The 15,885-nt window shown below is 74.6% G+C and carries 17 protein-coding genes; 9 read left to right on the forward strand and 8 right to left on the reverse strand.

Going from position 1 to position 15,885, the window contains the following annotated elements:
- Positions 1-70: 70 nt before the first annotated feature.
- The 3 genes from BLP29_RS17255 to ppgK form a co-directional block, all read right to left on the reverse strand.
- On the reverse strand, positions 71-286 hold the full coding sequence (locus BLP29_RS17255) for a DUF7455 domain-containing protein (RefSeq protein WP_092806799.1): 216 nt from the start codon (positions 284-286) through the stop codon (positions 71-73).
- A 362-nt stretch (positions 287-648) separates the two neighbouring features.
- A complete protein-coding gene (locus BLP29_RS17260; RefSeq protein ID WP_279385463.1) occupies positions 649-1,875 on the reverse strand; it encodes an RNA polymerase sigma factor in 1,227 nt (408 codons plus the stop codon).
- Positions 1,876-2,022: 147 nt separating this feature from the next.
- Positions 2,023-2,766 (reverse strand): polyphosphate--glucose phosphotransferase, encoded by a 744-nt coding sequence (gene ppgK, locus BLP29_RS17265; RefSeq protein ID WP_092806801.1) that lies wholly within the window; start codon positions 2,764-2,766, stop codon positions 2,023-2,025.
- Between the two features lie 63 nt (positions 2,767-2,829).
- Here ppgK and BLP29_RS17270 point away from each other — a divergent pair, with 63 nt between their 5' ends.
- Positions 2,830-3,651, forward strand: a complete 822-nt coding sequence (locus tag BLP29_RS17270) for an inositol monophosphatase family protein (protein ID WP_092806803.1) — start codon at positions 2,830-2,832, stop codon at positions 3,649-3,651.
- A gap of 34 nt (positions 3,652-3,685) precedes the next feature.
- On the opposite strand, the gene BLP29_RS17275 is transcribed toward BLP29_RS17270, so the two are convergent.
- Complete coding sequence (locus tag BLP29_RS17275) at positions 3,686-4,222, reverse strand: LytR C-terminal domain-containing protein (protein WP_092806805.1); 537 nt, start codon at positions 4,220-4,222, stop codon at positions 3,686-3,688.
- Between the two features lie 73 nt (positions 4,223-4,295).
- Complete coding sequence (locus BLP29_RS17280; RefSeq protein WP_092806807.1) at positions 4,296-5,342, reverse strand: phosphotransferase family protein; 1,047 nt, start codon at positions 5,340-5,342, stop codon at positions 4,296-4,298.
- 275 nt (positions 5,343-5,617) lie between these two features.
- On the opposite strand from BLP29_RS17280, the gene BLP29_RS17285 reads away from it, so the two are divergent.
- The 6 genes from BLP29_RS17285 to BLP29_RS17310 are packed head-to-tail and all read left to right on the forward strand — an operon-like array spanning position 5,618 to position 9,214.
- Complete coding sequence (locus BLP29_RS17285; RefSeq protein WP_092806809.1) at positions 5,618-5,917, forward strand: DUF4193 domain-containing protein; 300 nt, start codon at positions 5,618-5,620, stop codon at positions 5,915-5,917.
- Positions 5,918-5,936: 19 nt separating this feature from the next.
- Complete coding sequence (locus BLP29_RS17290; protein WP_092806811.1) at positions 5,937-6,848, forward strand: hypothetical protein; 912 nt, start codon at positions 5,937-5,939, stop codon at positions 6,846-6,848.
- Between the two features lie 9 nt (positions 6,849-6,857).
- Positions 6,858-7,346, forward strand: coding sequence for a dUTP diphosphatase (dut, locus tag BLP29_RS17295; protein ID WP_092806813.1), 489 nt, complete (start codon positions 6,858-6,860; stop codon positions 7,344-7,346).
- Between the two features lies 1 nt (position 7,347).
- On the forward strand, positions 7,348-8,058 hold the full coding sequence (locus tag BLP29_RS17300; protein WP_092806815.1) for a DUF3710 domain-containing protein: 711 nt from the start codon (positions 7,348-7,350) through the stop codon (positions 8,056-8,058).
- Positions 8,055-8,432: an OB-fold nucleic acid binding domain-containing protein gene (locus tag BLP29_RS17305; protein ID WP_092806817.1), complete on the forward strand. Its 378-nt coding sequence runs from the start codon at positions 8,055-8,057 to the stop codon at positions 8,430-8,432. Before BLP29_RS17300 ends, BLP29_RS17305 begins: the two co-directional genes overlap by 4 nt.
- Positions 8,429-9,214, forward strand: coding sequence for a DUF3159 domain-containing protein (locus BLP29_RS17310; protein ID WP_243470059.1), 786 nt, complete (start codon positions 8,429-8,431; stop codon positions 9,212-9,214). The genes BLP29_RS17305 and BLP29_RS17310 overlap by 4 nt, the downstream gene beginning before the upstream one ends.
- A 93-nt stretch (positions 9,215-9,307) precedes the next feature.
- Here the strand turns inward: BLP29_RS17310 and BLP29_RS17315 are convergent, their stop codons facing one another.
- Positions 9,308-9,973 (reverse strand): potassium channel family protein, encoded by a 666-nt coding sequence (locus tag BLP29_RS17315; RefSeq protein ID WP_092806819.1) that lies wholly within the window; start codon positions 9,971-9,973, stop codon positions 9,308-9,310.
- On the reverse strand, positions 9,973-10,641 hold the full coding sequence (locus BLP29_RS17320) for a potassium channel family protein (protein ID WP_092806821.1): 669 nt from the start codon (positions 10,639-10,641) through the stop codon (positions 9,973-9,975). Before BLP29_RS17320 ends, BLP29_RS17315 begins: the two co-directional genes overlap by 1 nt.
- A 124-nt stretch (positions 10,642-10,765) precedes the next feature.
- Between BLP29_RS17320 and BLP29_RS17325 the strand changes: the two genes are divergently transcribed.
- Both BLP29_RS17325 and BLP29_RS17330 read left to right on the forward strand, forming a co-directional pair.
- Positions 10,766-12,790, forward strand: coding sequence for an APC family permease (locus BLP29_RS17325; protein ID WP_092806823.1), 2,025 nt, complete (start codon positions 10,766-10,768; stop codon positions 12,788-12,790).
- Positions 12,780-14,027, forward strand: a complete 1,248-nt coding sequence (locus BLP29_RS17330; protein WP_243470060.1) for a class I SAM-dependent RNA methyltransferase — start codon at positions 12,780-12,782, stop codon at positions 14,025-14,027. The genes BLP29_RS17325 and BLP29_RS17330 overlap by 11 nt, the downstream gene beginning before the upstream one ends.
- On the opposite strand, the gene BLP29_RS17335 is transcribed toward BLP29_RS17330, so the two are convergent.
- Positions 14,024-15,838, reverse strand: a complete 1,815-nt coding sequence (locus BLP29_RS17335) for a glycosyltransferase family 39 protein (RefSeq protein WP_092806825.1) — start codon at positions 15,836-15,838, stop codon at positions 14,024-14,026. The two genes, BLP29_RS17330 and BLP29_RS17335, sit on opposite strands and share 4 nt — an antisense overlap.
- Positions 15,839-15,885 lie beyond the last annotated feature (47 nt).

Consider the following 15,885-nt stretch of genomic DNA (forward strand, 5'->3'; position numbering starts at 1 on the left):
GGACCCGGGTGGGCGCCGGCGGCGTCGTCATGTACTCGCTTCATCGCTGAGCGCGACGATAGCGTCTCGATCAGGCGGGGACGGGCTGCTCGCGCTCGGTGTCGATGATGTCGACGGCGATGTCGCGCAGCTTGGCGTCGTACTCGCGGGCGTGGTGCCCGCAGAACACGAGGTCGCTACCGCTCGCCAGCACGACCCGGACCTTGGCCAGCGCGCCGCAACGGTCGCAGTGGAAGGGAACGACCAGGTCATCGGTGGCGGGGCTCGTCGTCAGGGTCTGGCTCATCTGGTCATCACTCGCTCTCCGTCGCACGGACCCGCGTTCGCGGGTCGGCCTCCTGCACAGCGCCAGGATGACCCCCGGTGTTCCCGTTCCGGTCCAGATGACCCTCGACGCGCCGCGGACGGTGCGCCGGGGAATTCCTGGACCTGGTGGAGCGGGTGAGCAGGGATCGCACTGGGTCGAACGGTGGTACGTGGTTCCGCTGCTCTCTGGACGGCTCCACGCTACAACCGATGCCCGCGCGCTGCCGCCGTCAACCCCGCACGACCAGATCCCACAGCCACATGTGATGACTTCGTGACCCCGGCCCCCTCGCAGGGGCCCACCGCGAGCCCGCGAGCGGTCGGGGGGAGGGGGTCCTTCTGTCAGTCGAGGTAGTCGCGCAGGACCTGCGAGCGCGACGGGTGGCGCAGCTTGCTCATGGTCTTGGACTCGATCTGGCGGATGCGCTCGCGGGTCACGCCGTAGACCTGGCCGATCTCGTCGAGCGTGCGCGGCTGGCCGTCGGTGAGCCCGAAGCGCAGCCGCACGACGCCGGCCTCGCGCTCGGACAGCGTCTGCAGGACCGAGGTCAGCTGGTCCTGCATGAGCGTGAAGCTCACCGCGTCGACGGCGACGACGGCTTCGGAGTCCTCGATGAAGTCGCCGAGCTGGCTGTCGCCCTCGTCGCCGATGTTCTGGTCGAGGCTGATCGGCTCCCGGGCGTACTGCTGGATCTCCAGCACCTTCTCGGGGGTGATGTCCATCTCCTTGGCCAGCTCCTCCGGGGTGGCCTCGCGGCCCAGGTCCTGGAGCAGCTCGCGCTGGATGCGGCCGAGCTTGTTGATGACCTCGACCATGTGCACCGGGATGCGGATGGTGCGCGCCTGGTCGGCCATGGCCCGGGTGATGGCCTGGCGGATCCACCAGGTGGCGTAGGTGGAGAACTTGTAGCCCTTGGTGTAGTCGAACTTCTCCACCGCACGGATCAGGCCCAGGTTGCCCTCCTGGATCAGGTCCAGGAAGGCCATGCCGCGCCCGGTGTACCGCTTGGCCAGGGAGACGACCAGGCGCAGGTTGGCCTCGAGCAGGTGGTTCTTGGCCCGCTCGCCGTCGCGCACGATCCAGTTCAGGTCCCGGCGCACCTGGGTGCTCGGCTTGCTGCCGGCCTCGGCCAGCTGGCGCAGCCGCTCGGCGGCGTAGAGACCGGCCTCGATGCGCTTGGCGAGGTCGACCTCCTCCTCCGCGTTGAGCAGCGCGACCTTGCCGATCTGCTTGAGGTAGGCCCGCACCGAGTCCGCCGAGGCGGTGAGCTCGGCGTCCTTGCGCGCCTTGCGCAGGGCCTCGGACTCCTCCTCGTCCTCCCACTCGTCCTCCGCGGCGGGGGCGGCGGCGTCGTCGTCCTTGTCATCGCCGGCCACCTCGGGGCCGTCGGTCCCGACGACGGCTGATTCGTCGAGGGTCAGGCCCTCCTTGCCACCGACGACGGCGACCGTGGCGCCCTCGGAGGCGACGGCGGTGAGGACGGTGCCCTCGGTCGGCTCCTGGCCGGGGGAGGGGGAGATGGTCGGCTTGGTCGTGCTGGACCGTGTGCGGGGCTTGGCGGCGGGCACTGGCGTTCCTTCCCGGGCTGCGACGCGATCCCCGGGCTGGCGCCGGTCCGGCCGGCGACGCGAGGAGCGCCGCCAGTGTAGCGAGCATCACGTCGCGGACGACCGCGATCCGGGACGGCCCCGCTCCGCAAGCTGGACCCGGACGGGCTACTGCCCGATGCGCTGCTCCGCCGCGAGCGCCGCGCCGACGATGCCGGCGTCGTTGAGCAGCTCGGCGGGCACCACCCGGGTGCGCGTCGACAGCAGCGGCACCCACTTGTGCGCCTTCTTGCTCACCCCGCCGCCGACCACGATGAGGTCGGGCCACAGGCCCCGCTCGAGGGTGTCGAGGTAGCGGTCGACCCGCTTGGCCCAGTCGGGGTAGGAGAGGTCCTCGCGCTCGCGGGCGGCGGCGGAGGCGGCCTTCTCGCCGTCCTTGCCGTCGACCTCGATGTGCCCGAACTCGGTGTTGGGCACGAGCCGGCCGTCGATGAACAGCGCGCTGCCGATGCCCGTGCCGAAGGTCAGCATGAGCACCAGCCCGCGCTGGCCCTTGCCGGCGCCGTAGGCCATCTCGGCCAGCCCGGCGGCGTCGGCGTCGTTGAGCGTCTGCACCGTGCCGGGCACCCGGGCCTCGACGGCCTTGGCCATGTCGGTGCCGATCCAGGAGGAGTCCATGTTGGCGGCGGTGTAGGCCACGCCGCTCTTCATGACGCCGGGGTAGGTCACCCCGACCCGGCCCTGGTAGCCGAACTGGCCGACGACCTCGCCGATGACGTCGCACACCGCATCGGGCATCGCCGGCTGCGGGGTGGGGATGCGCACCCGTTCGCCGACCAGCTCACCCCGATCCAGATCGACCAGGCATCCCTTGATGCCGCTGCCGCCGACGTCCACTCCGAAGCCCTGCACGGGGACAGGCTAGTGACACTCGTCGCCCTCCAGCGCGGGGGCGGTGCGGCAGGATCCCCCGATGTGACCACCCGCGACGCCCACCCCCTCGCCGACGAGCTGCTCGCGCTGGCCCTGGAGACGGCCGGGGCGGCCGCCGAGCTCGTCCGGGCCGGCCGCGCCGGTGCCGCCGACCAGGTCGACACCAAGAGCAACCCGGTCGACGTCGTGACGGCCGTGGACCGTGCCTGCGAGGAGCTCGTCGTCTCCCGGCTGCTGGGAGCCCGACCCGACGACGGCGTGCTGGGCGAGGAGGGCGCCTCGCGCACGGGCACCAGCGGGGTGAGGTGGGTGGTGGACCCGATCGACGGCACCGTCAACTTCCTCTACGGGCTGGACTCCTTCGCCGTCTGCATCGCCGCCGAGGTCGACGGCACAACCGAGGTGGGCGTCGTCGTCGACGTGCCGACCGGCGAGGTGTTCGCGGCCGTGCGCGGGCGAGGTGCCTGGTCGACCCGGGACGGCGTCCGCACCCCGCTGCGGGCGTCGGCGCCGCCGTCGGTCGAGCAGACGCTGCTGGCCACCGGTTTCGCCTACGACGCGGGCATCCGGGCTCGTCAGGGCCGGGTGCTGGCCGGGTTGCTGCCGCACGTGCGCGACGTGCGCCGGTTCGGGTCGGCGGCGGTGGAGCTGTGCCTGGCCGCGGCCGGGCGGGTCGACGGGTACTACCAGCTCGACCTCAAGCCCTGGGACTGGACGGCGGCCGCGCTGGTCGCCGCCGAGGCCGGGCTGCAGGTGCGGGTGCGCACCGGGTACGGCCCGGCCGACCCGCTCGTGCAGGCCTTCCCGCCCGGGGTGGCCGAGGAGCTGGACGCGCTGCTGGTCGAGCTGCACGCCGCCGGCTGAGCCGGGCCGGCCGGCCCGACCCGCGGCGCGGGGCTCAGCAGCCGGCGGTGGCGCTCGCGACGGGGGCGAGGGTGGCCGCGACGGCCTCGGCGGGGGCCAGCTCGGTGAACTGCGGCCCCACGACGACGTCGACGGTCGCGTCGGCGCGGGTGTCCTCGTAGTCGGTGGCGCCCACCAGGAACAGGCCCATGTAGCGGGCGGCCTGCTCGCCGCGGGGCCCGTAGCGCAGCTCGCCGACGCCGGTGACCTCGCGGCCGGAGCGGTCGTTGGCGATCTCGGTGACCACGAAGCCGCGCGACTGCAGCGTGGTGGCCACGGTCTGCGCGAGCCCGGCGGTGTCGGTGCCGTTGAGCACGCGCAGCTCGAGGCTGCTGGGGTCCAGGGAGGGCGGGGCCTGCCCGGCGCTCGTGCACGCCGCGGCGGCGTCCCGGTCGGCCGCGGCGGCGTCGCGGAAGACGTTCCACCACACGCCCAGCGCGACCACGGCCAGCACCAGGAGGAACACCAGCGGGAGGAGGGGCCTGCGGTCGCGCCGCGGGCGCACCGGCCGGCGCTCGGTGGTCTCGCTCAACGGGGCTCCGCTCGGCTGCGCTCCACCCGGTGGTGGATCGGGATCGCCGAGAGCCTAGTGGCGCGGTGCCGGCTCAGACCGCACCGTCCTCGAGCGCGGCGCGTCCCAGCTCGACGCAGGGGTCGATCTTGTCGGCGTAGCCGCTGGCGTCCTTGCCGGCCATGGCTCCGGCAGCCGAGCGGGCGACGATGCCGGCGATGATCGCGGCGAACTTGAAGTAGGCGAACCCGACGTACCAGTTCAGCTCACCCAGGTCGGTGCCGGTGCGCGCGGCGTAGCGCTCGGCGACCTGCGCGCGGGTCGGGAAGCCCGGCAGGGTGGTGACTGCCGAGAGGGCGACCCCGCGGTCCTCGCCGGCCTGCGGCCAGTAGACGAAGAGCATGCCCAGGTCGGTGAGGGGGTCGCCGAGCGTGGACATCTCCCAGTCGAGCACCGCCCGCACCCGGCCGGGGGTGTGCGGGTCGAGCAGGCAGTTGTCCATGCGGTAGTCGCCGTGGACGATGCCCGAGCGCTGGGTCTGCGGCACCGTCTCGGCCAACCGGGCCGCGAGCGCGTCGAGGCCGGGGCGGTCGGTGTCCCGGGTGGCCTCCCACTGGGTGGTCCAGCGGCGCACCTGGCGGGCGAGGAAGCCCTCGGGGCGGCCGAAGTCGCCCAGCCCGACCGCGTCGGGGTCGACGGTGTGCAGGTCGGCCAGGACGTCGACCAGGCCGTCGCCCAGCGCCCGCCGCTCGGGCTCGGTGTCGGCGTAGCCCGGGGGGAGGGCGTCGACGACGTGGACCCCCTCGACCCGCTCCATCACGTAGAAGGGCGCACCCAGCACCTCGGTGTCGGTGCACAGGTGCAGGGTGCGGGGGACCGGCACCGGCGTGCCGGCCAGCCCGCTGATCACCTTGTGCTCGCGGGCCATGTCGTGCGCGGTGGCCAGGACGGCCCCGGTGGGCGGGCGCCGCAGGATGACCGCGTCGGCCGGCCCGCCCCCGGCCGGGGTGACCGTGTAGGTGAGGTTCGACATGCCCGCGGCGATCAGGTCGACCTGCACCTGACGCCATCGGTCGTCGTGCAGGACGGTGGCCAGGTAGGGGCCGACGACCCCTGGATCAGCACCCACGGTGGCGGTCATCGGCGCAGGGTAACCTCTGCCGCCCCTGCCCCGGGCGCCCCTGCTCTGAGGTTGTGGGACGGTACGCACCGATCAAGTTCCGATGCGGTGTGTGACCGTCGGCCCACCGGGCACAAACGCGGGGCCCGCCGCGTTGGGGGGCCTGCCGGAGTACCCCACGGCACATCTCCGCGGGGGGCTCCCCCGGCCGGCCCGAGACCGTGGCGGCCGGGGGCAGCGGCACACAGCACACGGGCCCCACGAGGGCCCGCACGACGAAGGAAGAGGGGCACACCATGGCCACCGACTACGACGCCCCACGCCGCAACGAGGCCGACGAGCTCGGCGAGGACTCGCTCGAGGAGCTCAAGGCCCGCCGGGCCGAGGCGCAGTCCTCCTCGGTCGACGTCGACGAGACCGACTTCAACGAGGCCCTCGAGCTCCCCGGCGCGGACCTCTCCAACGAGGAGCTCACCGTCCGGGTGCTGCCGAAGCAGGAGGACGAGTTCACCTGCTCCAGCTGCTTCCTGGTGCACCACCGCAGCCGGCTGGCCAGCACCAAGGGCGACCGGCTCGTCTGCCGCGACTGCGCCTGAGCGCGGTCCGGGCACGGTGATGGCCGAGGAACCCCGCACCGCACCGGCCCGGGACGTCCCGCGTCCCCGGCCGGTCGGCGCCGACCCCGACGAGCCCGGGCACCCGCTGGCGCGGGCCGCCCGGGTGGTGGCCGACGCCGTCGGGGGTCTGCTCGGTGACCGGCCCGACGACGACGACGGCGGCACCGCACCCGCGGGCAAGGGCGGCCGGGCCGGGGCGGTGCTGCGCGACGTGGTCACCGCCGTCGGCGGGGCCGCCCGCGCCGGCCGGCCCGCCGGGGGCCGCGACGGCGCATCCGCCGGCGACCCCGACGACGGCGCGGGCTGGCGCCCCGTCGGCGTCCTCACCGACCTGCTGCACGCCGCCGCCCCGCGCCTGCCGATCCGCGACCGCGACCGGCTGCGCGCGGCCCACCCGGGCCTGGACGACGCGGCGATCGCCGACGCCCTGGTCACCCGGTACTCCCGCATCACCGCCGGGATCGGCGCGGCCACCGGCGGGCTGACCGCCGCGCAGTGGTTCGCCCCGCCCTCCATGATCGCCCTGCCGCTCGAGCTCGGCGCCGAGACGGTGCTGGTCGCCGCGGTCGAGGTGGTGCTGATCGGCGAGCTGCACGAGCTGCACGGCCGGCCCGCGCCGGGCGACGCGGCCGCCCGGGCCGGTGCCTACCTGACCAGCTGGACCCGGCAGCGGGCCGTGGAGTCCGGCCCCGGCGGCGGCGGTCTCGTGGCCACCCTCGGCAGCGCCGGGGTCAACGCGCTCCGTCGCCGGGTCACCCGCCGGCTGGCCCGCAACGTCTCCTCGGCGGCCCCGCTGCTGCTCGGCGCCGGGCTGGCCGCCCGCAGCAACCGCAAGGCCACCGCGCAGCTGGCGCAGGCCGTGCTCGCCGACCTCCGCGCACCCGGGCACCGCGCACCCGGCCGGCACTAGCCTTCGGCCGTGTCGTCCTCACCCGCACCGCTGGAGGTCCCCGTCGTCCTGGCCGCGGGGGCCGCGCTGCCGGCCTACGCCCGGCCGGGTGACGCCGGCGCCGACCTCGCGGTGACCGAGGACGTCGAGCTCGCCCCGCACCAGCGCGCGCTGGTGGGCACCGGGGTGTCGGTGGCGATCCCCGAGGGCTACGCGGGCTTCGTGCACCCCCGGTCGGGGCTGGCGCACCGGCACGGCCTGGGCATGGTCAACGCGCCGGGCACCATCGACGCGGGCTACCGGGGCGAGATCAAGGTCAACCTGGTCAACACCGACCCGACCACGACGATCCGGCTCCGCCGGGGCGACCGGGTCGCGCAGCTGGTGGTCCAGCCGGTGGTCCGGGCGGTGTTCACGCCGGTGGCCGCGCTGCCGGCCAGCGAGCGCGGTGCCGAGGGCCACGGCTCGACCGGCGGGTTCGGCGCGGCCACCACATCCACGACAGAGGGGCAGGACTGAGATGCCGTTCGGACGCCGGCGCAACCGGATCGAGCGCAGCGTGCGCGAGCGGGGGGTGCCGCCCGAGCCGCAGGTGCGCGAGCGCGACCAGGAGGAGACCACCGGTCCCTTCGACGCCGCCGACGCCCCCGAGGACGGCGTGCCCCGCATCGACCTCGGTGCGCTGCGCATCCCCGCGGTGCCCGGCCTCGAGCTGCGGGTCGACGTCAACGCCCAGCAGAAGGTGGTCGGGGCCAGCCTGCGGGCCGGGGACTCGCTGCTGCAGGTGTCGGCCTTCGCCGCGCCGCGGGCCGGGGGCATCTGGGAGGGCGTCCGCGCCGACCTGGCCACCAGCGCCAGCGGCCAGGGCGGGTCGCTGACCGAGCGCGAGGGCCCCTTCGGTCCCGAGCTGTTCGGGTTCGTCCAGGCCTCCCCGCCGCCGCAGCCGGGGCAGACCGCCCCGGCCGCGCCGGTGCGCCGGGCGGCCCGGTTCGTCGGCGTCGACGGCCCCCGGTGGTTCCTGCGCGGGATGATCAGCGGCCCGGCGGCCGAGACCCCCGAGGCGGGTGCCGCGCTCGAGGCGGCGTTCCGCCGCATCGTCGTCGCCCGCGGCACCGAGCCCATGCCGGTGCGGGAGCAGCTGCCCATGACCTTGCCGGCCCAGGCGGCCGAGCAGGTCGCCGCCCAGCAGGCCGCCGCCCGCCAGCGCAGCGGTCCTACCCTGGACGCGTGACCGAGACCCGTCCCCAGGGCTGGCTGGCCAAGCGGCTGGCCAAGCTCACCGCCGACGACGCGACCATCGACGCCCAGGAGCTGCAGAGCGGGGTGGTCAGCTCCGGCTGCGAGCCGGTCAGCAGCTGCCAGAAGGGCAAGGTCGTCTCGGTGACCGGCCGGCTGCGGTCGGTCGTCTACACCCCCCGGGAGACCGTGCCCACGCTGGAGGCCGAGCTGTTCGACGGGTCGGGGTCGGTCACGCTGGTGTGGCTGGGGCGTCGGCGCATCCCGGGCATCGAGCCCGGTCGCACGCTGACCGCCCGCGGGCGGTTCGCCTCTTTCGAGGGGCGCAAGGTCGTCTACAACCCCTGGTACGAGCTGGGCCTCGGGTGAGCTCGTCGTCCGGCCGCTCGTCCGTGGCCTTCGACCGGGCCCTCGTGCTGGACTCGCTCGGCGGGTGGCGCGGCATGGTCGACGTGTCGCTGCCGACCATCGCGTTCGTGGTGGCCAACTCCCTCGGTGGCCTCACGGCCGGCATCTGGGCCGCGCTGGGGGCCGCCGTCCTGGTGTTCGGGCTGCGCCTGGTCCGCAAGGAGACCGTCCAGCAGGCCGTGAGCGGGTTGATCGGCGTCGCCATCGCGGTGGCCATCGCCCGGGCGTCGGGTGAGGCACGCGACTTCTTCGTGCTGGGTCTGGTGCGCAACGCCGGCCTGGGCGTCGTCCTGCTGGGCTCGGTGCTGGTGCGCTGGCCGCTGGTCGGCGTGGCCGCCGAGTTCCTGGCGCCCAGCCACCTGGGGTCGATGGCCGACCACAGCCTCACGGGCAAGCTGGCCGGGCGCATGCGCTCCCGGGGCGCCGCGGTGCTGCAGGCCGCCGAGCGGGCCGAGGAGCGCGGGGCGGAGACGGGTGCGGACGACGCCGAGCCCACCCCCGATGCCCCCGCCGAGCGGCACTGGCGCACCGACCGCCGCATGCTGCGGGCCTACACCTGGCTGACGGTGCTGTGGGCGGGCACCTTCCTGGTGCGCGCGGCCGTGCAGGGGTTCCTGTACTGGCGCGACGAGGTGGCGCTGCTGGGCACCTCGTCGCTGGTGCTGGGTCTGCCGGTGACCGGCCTGGCCCTGGTGGTCACCCTCTGGGTGGTCGCCCGCCTGCACCGCCACCGCACCGCATAGCTCAGACCCGCTTGCCGGACGGGACTTCCTGCAGGTGAAGGACCCCGTCCTCCTCACCCCTCGCGAGCTCGGGGCGAGCCTCGGGACGGGGCATCAGACCCGCTTGCCGGACAGGACCTCCTGCAGATCTTCCTCGACGTCGCCGTGCATGACGAACAGGAGCTCGTCGCCGGCCTCGAGCGGTTCGTCGGGGGAGGGGGTGATGACCCGCTCGCCGCGCAGGATCGCCGTCAGCACGGTCTCCCGCGGCAGGGGCACCTCGCGCACCGGGCGGCCGACCCACGGGGTGTCCTCGGCCAGGGTGATCTCGGTGAGGTTCGCCGCACCTTTCCGGAAGCTCATCAGGCGGACGACGTCGCCGACGGTCACGGCCTCCTCGACCAGCGCCGCGAGCACCCGCGGGGTCGAGACGGCGACGTCGACCCCCCACGCCTCGGTGTAGAGCCACTCGTTGCGCGGGTCCTTGACCCGGGCGACCACCCGGTTGACCGCGAACTCGGTCTTGGCCAGCAGCGAGACGACCAGGTTGGCCTTGTCGTCGCCGGTCGCGGCGATCACGACGTCGCACGAGGCGAGGTGGGCCTCCTCGAGCGCGGTGACCTCGCACGCGTCGGCCTGTACCCACTCCGCGCCCGGCACCGCCTTGGTGCGCACCTTGGCGCCGTTCTTCTCGATGAGCATGACGGCGTGGCCGTTGCCCAGCAGCTCCCCGGCGATCGAGCGGCCCACGGCCCCGGCGCCCACGATGGCGACGCGCATCAGTGCTGCCCTCCCACGGGGGTGTTCTCGACCACGTCGTGCACCGCGCCGGCGATCTCGTCGGTGGCGGCGACGACCAGGTGGTCGCCGGACTGCAGCACCGTGCCCGGCCGCGGCAGCTGCGCCTCGCCGAAGCGCACCAGCCACGCCGCGCGCGCGCCGGAGGCCTTCTCCAGGTCGGCCAGCGGCCGGCCCACCCAGCCGTCGGTGACGGTGACCCGCATGAGCAGCACCTTGCCGGTGGGCTCGCGCCAGATCTCGGTGACCTTGACGCTGAGCAGCTCGCGCATGAGGCGGCTCACCGTCCAGGGCACCGTGGCCACGCTGGGGATGCCCATGCGCTCGTAGACCTCGGCCCGCTTGGAGTCGTAGATGCGGGCCACGACGTGCTGGACGCCGAAGGTCTCGCGGGCCACCCGGGCGCTGATGATGTTGGAGTTGTCGCCGCTGCTGACCGCGGCGAAGGCGCCGGCTGCGTCGATGCCGGCGTCCAGCAGGGTCTGCCGGTCGAAGCCGAGCCCGGTGACCTGCCGCCCGGTGAACTCCGGACCCAGCCGGCGGAAGGCCTCGGCGTTCTGGTCGATGACCGCGACGCTGTGCCCGATCTCCTCCAGGCGGCGGGCGATGGCCGATCCGACCCGGCCGCAGCCCATGACGACCACGTGCACGTGCGCTCCCGAGGGGATCTCCGCGCCCGGGCGTGGACCGCCCGGGCGTACCGCGGGCGAAGTTACACCGGCGCGGTGACGCCGCCGGGGCGGGCCGGGCCCCTCCCGTCCGTACCATCGCCGCGTGCCTTCGCTGTCCGACCTCGGACAACTCCCCAAGCGCCTCGTCCTCGGCCGCCCCGTGCGCAGCGACAGGGCGGGCGAGTCGTTGCTCCCCAAGCGTCTGGCGCTGCCGATCTTCGCCAGCGACCCGCTCTCCTCCGTGGCCTACGCCACCCAGGAGATCCTCATCGTGCTGACCCTCGCCGGGTCGGCCTTCCTGTTCCTCGCCCCGTGGCTGGCCGTCGCCGTCGTCCTGCTCCTGGTGGTGGTGGTGCTGTCCTACCGCCAGGTGGTGCACGCCTACCCCTCCGGGGGCGGGGACTACGAGGTGGCCGCGAAGAACCACGGCCGGTTCGCCTCGCTGGTGGTGGCCAGCGCGCTGCTCACCGACTACGTCATGACGGTGGCGGTCTCGGTCGCCTCGGGCACCGACAACATCATCTCGGCGTTCCCGCAGCTGGCCGAGCACCGCGTGCTCATCGCTGTGGGGCTGGTGGCGTTCCTGGCCGCGGCCAACCTGCGCGGGGTGCGCGAGTCGGGCAAGAGCTTCGCCGTCCCGACGTACCTGTTCGTGGCCGGCATCCTGGTGATGGTCGTCACCGGGTTCATCAAGTACTTCTTCACCGACGCCTCGCTGGTGGCCCAGAGCGCGGCGTACACGATCACGCCCGAGCCGGAGTACTCGAACCTGGCCGGCGTCGCACTGATCTTCTTCGTGCTGCGGGCCTTCGCCTCGGGCTGCACCGCGCTGACCGGGGTCGAGGCGATCGCCAACGGGGTGCCCGCCTTCCGCCCGCCGAAGTCGCGCAACGCGGCCACCACGCTGGCGCTCATGGGCGGCATCGCCGCCGCCATGTTCGCCGGGGTCACCGCGCTGGCGTTGTTCGCGGACGTGAAGTACGCCGAGTTCCCCTGCGACCTCGAGGGCTTCGCGAACTGCGACACCCAGCCGCAGCTGACCGTCATCGCCCAGGTGTCCCAGGCGGTGTTCGGCGACGGCTCGATCGGGTTCTTCTACATCCAGGCCGCCACCGCGCTGGTGCTCATCCTGGCCGCCAACACCGCGTTCAACGGCTTCCCGCTGCTGGGCTCGGTGCTGGCCCAGGACCGGTACATGCCCAAGCAGCTGCACACCCGCGGCGACAAGCTCGTGTACAGCAACGGGATCCTGCTGCTGGCCGGCTTCGCGGTCGTCATGATCGTGGCCTTCGAGGCCGACTCGACCCGGTTGATCCAGCTCTACATCGTGGGCGTGTTCACCAGCTTCACCATCGGCCAGTGGGGCATGGTGCGGCACTGGAAGCGCGAGATGAAGCTGGTCGAGGGCGCCGAACGGGCCCGCATGCGGCGCTCGCAGGTGATCAACGCCCTCGGCGGCTCGATCACCACGATCGTGCTGGTCATCATCGTGCTGACCAAGTTCACCCGCGGCGCGTGGATCGTCATCGTCGCGATGCCCTTCATCTACCTGCTGATGCGCCAGATCAACCGGCACTACACCCAGGTGGCCGAGCAGCTGGTGCCCAGCGGCGACTCCCGCACGCTGCCGTCGAAGGTGCACGCCGTCGTCCTGGTCAGCAAGGTGCACAAGCCCACGCTGCGGGCGCTGGCCTTCGCCCGGGCCACCCGGCCCGACCAGCTCACCGCGCTCACCGTCAACGTCGACGACGCCGACACCCGTGCCCTGCAGGCCGACTGGGACCGCTACGACATCCCGGTGCCGCTCACGGTGCTCGAGTCGCCCTACCGGGAGATCACCCGGCCGGTGCTCGAGTTCGTCAAGGACATCCGCCGCGACAGCCCGCGCGAGCTGGTGGTCGTCTTCGTGCCGCAGTACGTGGTGGGGCACTGGTTCGAGAACGTGCTGCACAACCAGAGCGCACTGCGCCTGCGCGCCCGCCTGCAGTTCCAGCCCGGCGTGATGATCACGACGGTGCCCTGGCAGCTTGAGGGCTCGCGCGACCGCGAGGACACCGAGCGGCCCGGGGTGGCCCCCGGCGACCTGCGCCGCGGCCTGGCCGAGGACCCTGGCGCCCGTGAGCAGTGACGCCGGGACCTGGGCCGGACGACGCATCGAGGTGACCGTCGGGCCGGTGGCGCACGGCGGGCACTGCGTGGCCCGGCACGAGGGCCGCGTCGTCTTCGTGCGGCACGCACTGCCCGGCGAGCGCGTCGTCGCCGTGGTCACCGAGGACCGGCACCGCGGCTACTGCCGCGCCGACGCCGTCGAGGTGCTCGACGCCTCGCCCGACCGCGTCGAGCGGCCTTGCCCTGCCTCGGGCCCGGGCCGCTGCGGTGGCTGCGACTGGCAGCACGTCGACCCCGCGGCGCAGCGCCGGCTCAAGGGCGACGTCGTCACCGAGCAGTTCGCCCGGCTGGCCGGCATGCACGTCTCCCTCGACGTCGAGGAGCTGCCCGGCGGGCCGCTGCGCTGGCGCTCGCGGGCGCGGTTCGCCGTCGACCGGTCGGGACGGCCCGGGCTGCGCCCGCACCGCTCGCGCGAGGTGGTCGTCCTCGACGACTGCCCGATCACCGTCGAGCCAGCCGTGGCGGCCGTCCTGGGACGACGGTGGGACGGCGCCGGCGCGGTCGACGTCGCTGTGGACTCCGTCGGCGGGGTGACCACCACGACCCTCGACCGCCGCGGGCACCCGCAGGCCACCAAGGTCGTGCGGGCCACCGGCGCCACCGCCAGCGGCACGCGGGCCGAGCGCAAGGCGTGGCACCGCGACTGGCAGGTCGAGGGCACCGGTTTCTGGCAGGTGCACCCGGCCGCCGCCGACGCCCTCGTCGGCGCGGTCGCCGGGTTCGCCGCCGTGGCGCCGGGGGAGCGGGTGCTCGACCTCTACGCCGGGGCGGGGCTGTTCGGCGGGTCGTTGGCCGCCGGGGTGGGCCCGGAGGGCCAGGTCGTCTGCGTCGAGGGCGACCCCGGGGCGTGCGCGGCGGCCGCGGACAACCTGGCCGACCTGCCGCAGGCCGAGGTCTGGCAGGGCGACGTCGACGCCGAGGGCCTGACCGAGCTGCTGGCCGAGCTCGACGGCCCGCCCGACGTCGTCGTCCTGGACCCGCCGCGGTCCGGTGCCGGCCGCGAGGTCAGCGCCGTGCTGGCCGACGCCGGGGCCCGGGCCGTCGTGTACGTGGCCTGCGACCCGGCGTCGCTGGCCCGCGACGTCGCCGTGTTCGCCGAGGCCGGCTGGCGGCTGGCCGGGCTGCGGGCGTACGACGCCTTCCCGATGACCGCCCACGTCGAGTGCGTGGCCCTCCTGGAGCCGCCCGCCCGCTAGCCCCGGGCGGCCAGCCCCGACAGGTCGTACATCTCGGTGTCGCCGACGTCGACCTTCGTGCCGTGCGCCCGCACCCAGTGCAGGATCCGCACCGAGTCCGGTCCACCGCCGGTGCCGGCCACGTAGTAGTGGATGCGGTGCTGCGCGACGTCGTCCTGGAACTGCGGCAGCGTGGTGGTCGGGTCCTGGCCGGAGAAGCCACCGATGTCCATCACCGGTTGCCCCGTGGCCAGCTGCAGGTCCGCGCCGTGGTGGCCGACGGTGGCCGCCGCCCACGTGAAGCCCGCGCCCCCGGTGCGCACGAGGTCTGCGGCGGCCGCGGTGACCCCGGCGCCGTCGGGCCGGCCCACGTGCCAGCCGGCGGCCGTCACCGGCGGCGGGTCGGCGTAGACGTTGCTGCTCTGGTGCTGGCCCGCGGCCGTGCTCACCGACCACAGCGACGGCCCCAGGCACAGCGCGAGGACGGCCGGCACCAGGAAGGCCCGGCGTCGGCCGCGGCGCAGCCCGACCAGTGCGACCACCAGGAGGACCACGAGGACGGCGACCAGTACCGCCGAGGGTGCTGGGTGGTGCCAGTGCAGGGCCGCGGTCGCGCCGGCCGTGGCGACGGCCACCGCGAGGCCTGCGGCCAGCAGCCGGCGACGGCCCGCACGCCACAGCTCGGCGCCCCCGAGGGCGACCAGCGCTGCGACGGCCGGGGCCAGCTGCACGGCGTAGTAGCTGTGCTCGATGCCCTTCATCACGCTCAGCACGCCGGCGGTGACGAGCAGCCAGCCGCCCCACAGCAGCGCCGCCCCCCGCACCCGGTCGGTGCGGCCGGCCCGCGCGGTGAGCACGAGCAGGGTCACCAGCGCCAGGACGGCGACCGGCAGCAGCCAGCCGGCCTCGTCGCCCCCGGACCCGACCAGCCGCCAGATGCTCGACGAGGACCGGTGCACCCCGCCCCCGCCGGAGCTCTCGTCGCCGCTGAGCCGGCCCAGCCCGTTGTAGCCGAGGGCCAGGCTCAGCGGGTCGTCGTCGGTGGTGCCGCCGACCCACGGGCGGTCCGCCCGGGGCACGAGCCGCACGACCGCGATCCACCAGCCCGCCGACACCAGCAGCGCCGCGCCGGCGGCCACCAGCTGCAGCAGGCGGCGGGGCGACCGGGGGGGCCCGGCCACGAGGTAGGCACCGGCCAGCCCGGGCAGCACGAGGAACGCCTGCAGCGACTTGGTCAGGAAGGCCAGGCCGACCACCGCCCCGGCCAGCACCAGCCAGCGGGTGCGGCCGTCGGCCAGCGCACGCCCCACGGCCCAGGCGGCCAGCACGCACAGCAGCGTGAGCAGGGCGTCGGGGTTGTCGTAGCGGAACATGAGGGTGGCCACCGGGGTCAGCGCGAGCAGCAGTCCGGCGAGCACCCCCGGCCACGGGCCCACCGCCCGGCGCACGGTGGCCGCCAGCAGGGCCACGGCCAGCACGCCCATCGCGGCCTGGGGCAGCAGCACCGACCACGGCGACACCCCGAAGACGCGGGCCGACAGGCCCATCACCCACAGCGCGGCAGGGGGCTTGTCCACCGTGACCGAGCCCGGCGCGTCGGAGGCACCGTAGAACCAGGCCGACCAGCTGCTGGACCCGGCCTGCGCGGCGCCGGCGTAGAAGGCGTTGCCCCAGCCGGACCGAGCGAGGCCGATGGAGTACAGCGCTGCGGCACCGGCCAGCACGGCGGCGAGGGCCAGCTGGTCCGGGCGGGGCCGGCGGGCGGACCGGGCCCGGTCCGGGGCCTTCTCCGGGGGCGCGGGGGCGGTGGGGGCTGCGTCGAGCACGGTCACGGCTGGGGATCGTGTCCGCGCCGACTGGACGCGGCCTCCCGACCGGC

Source organism: Klenkia marina (genome assembly GCF_900101025.1).
Taxonomy (GTDB): domain Bacteria; phylum Actinomycetota; class Actinomycetes; order Mycobacteriales; family Geodermatophilaceae; genus Klenkia; species Klenkia marina.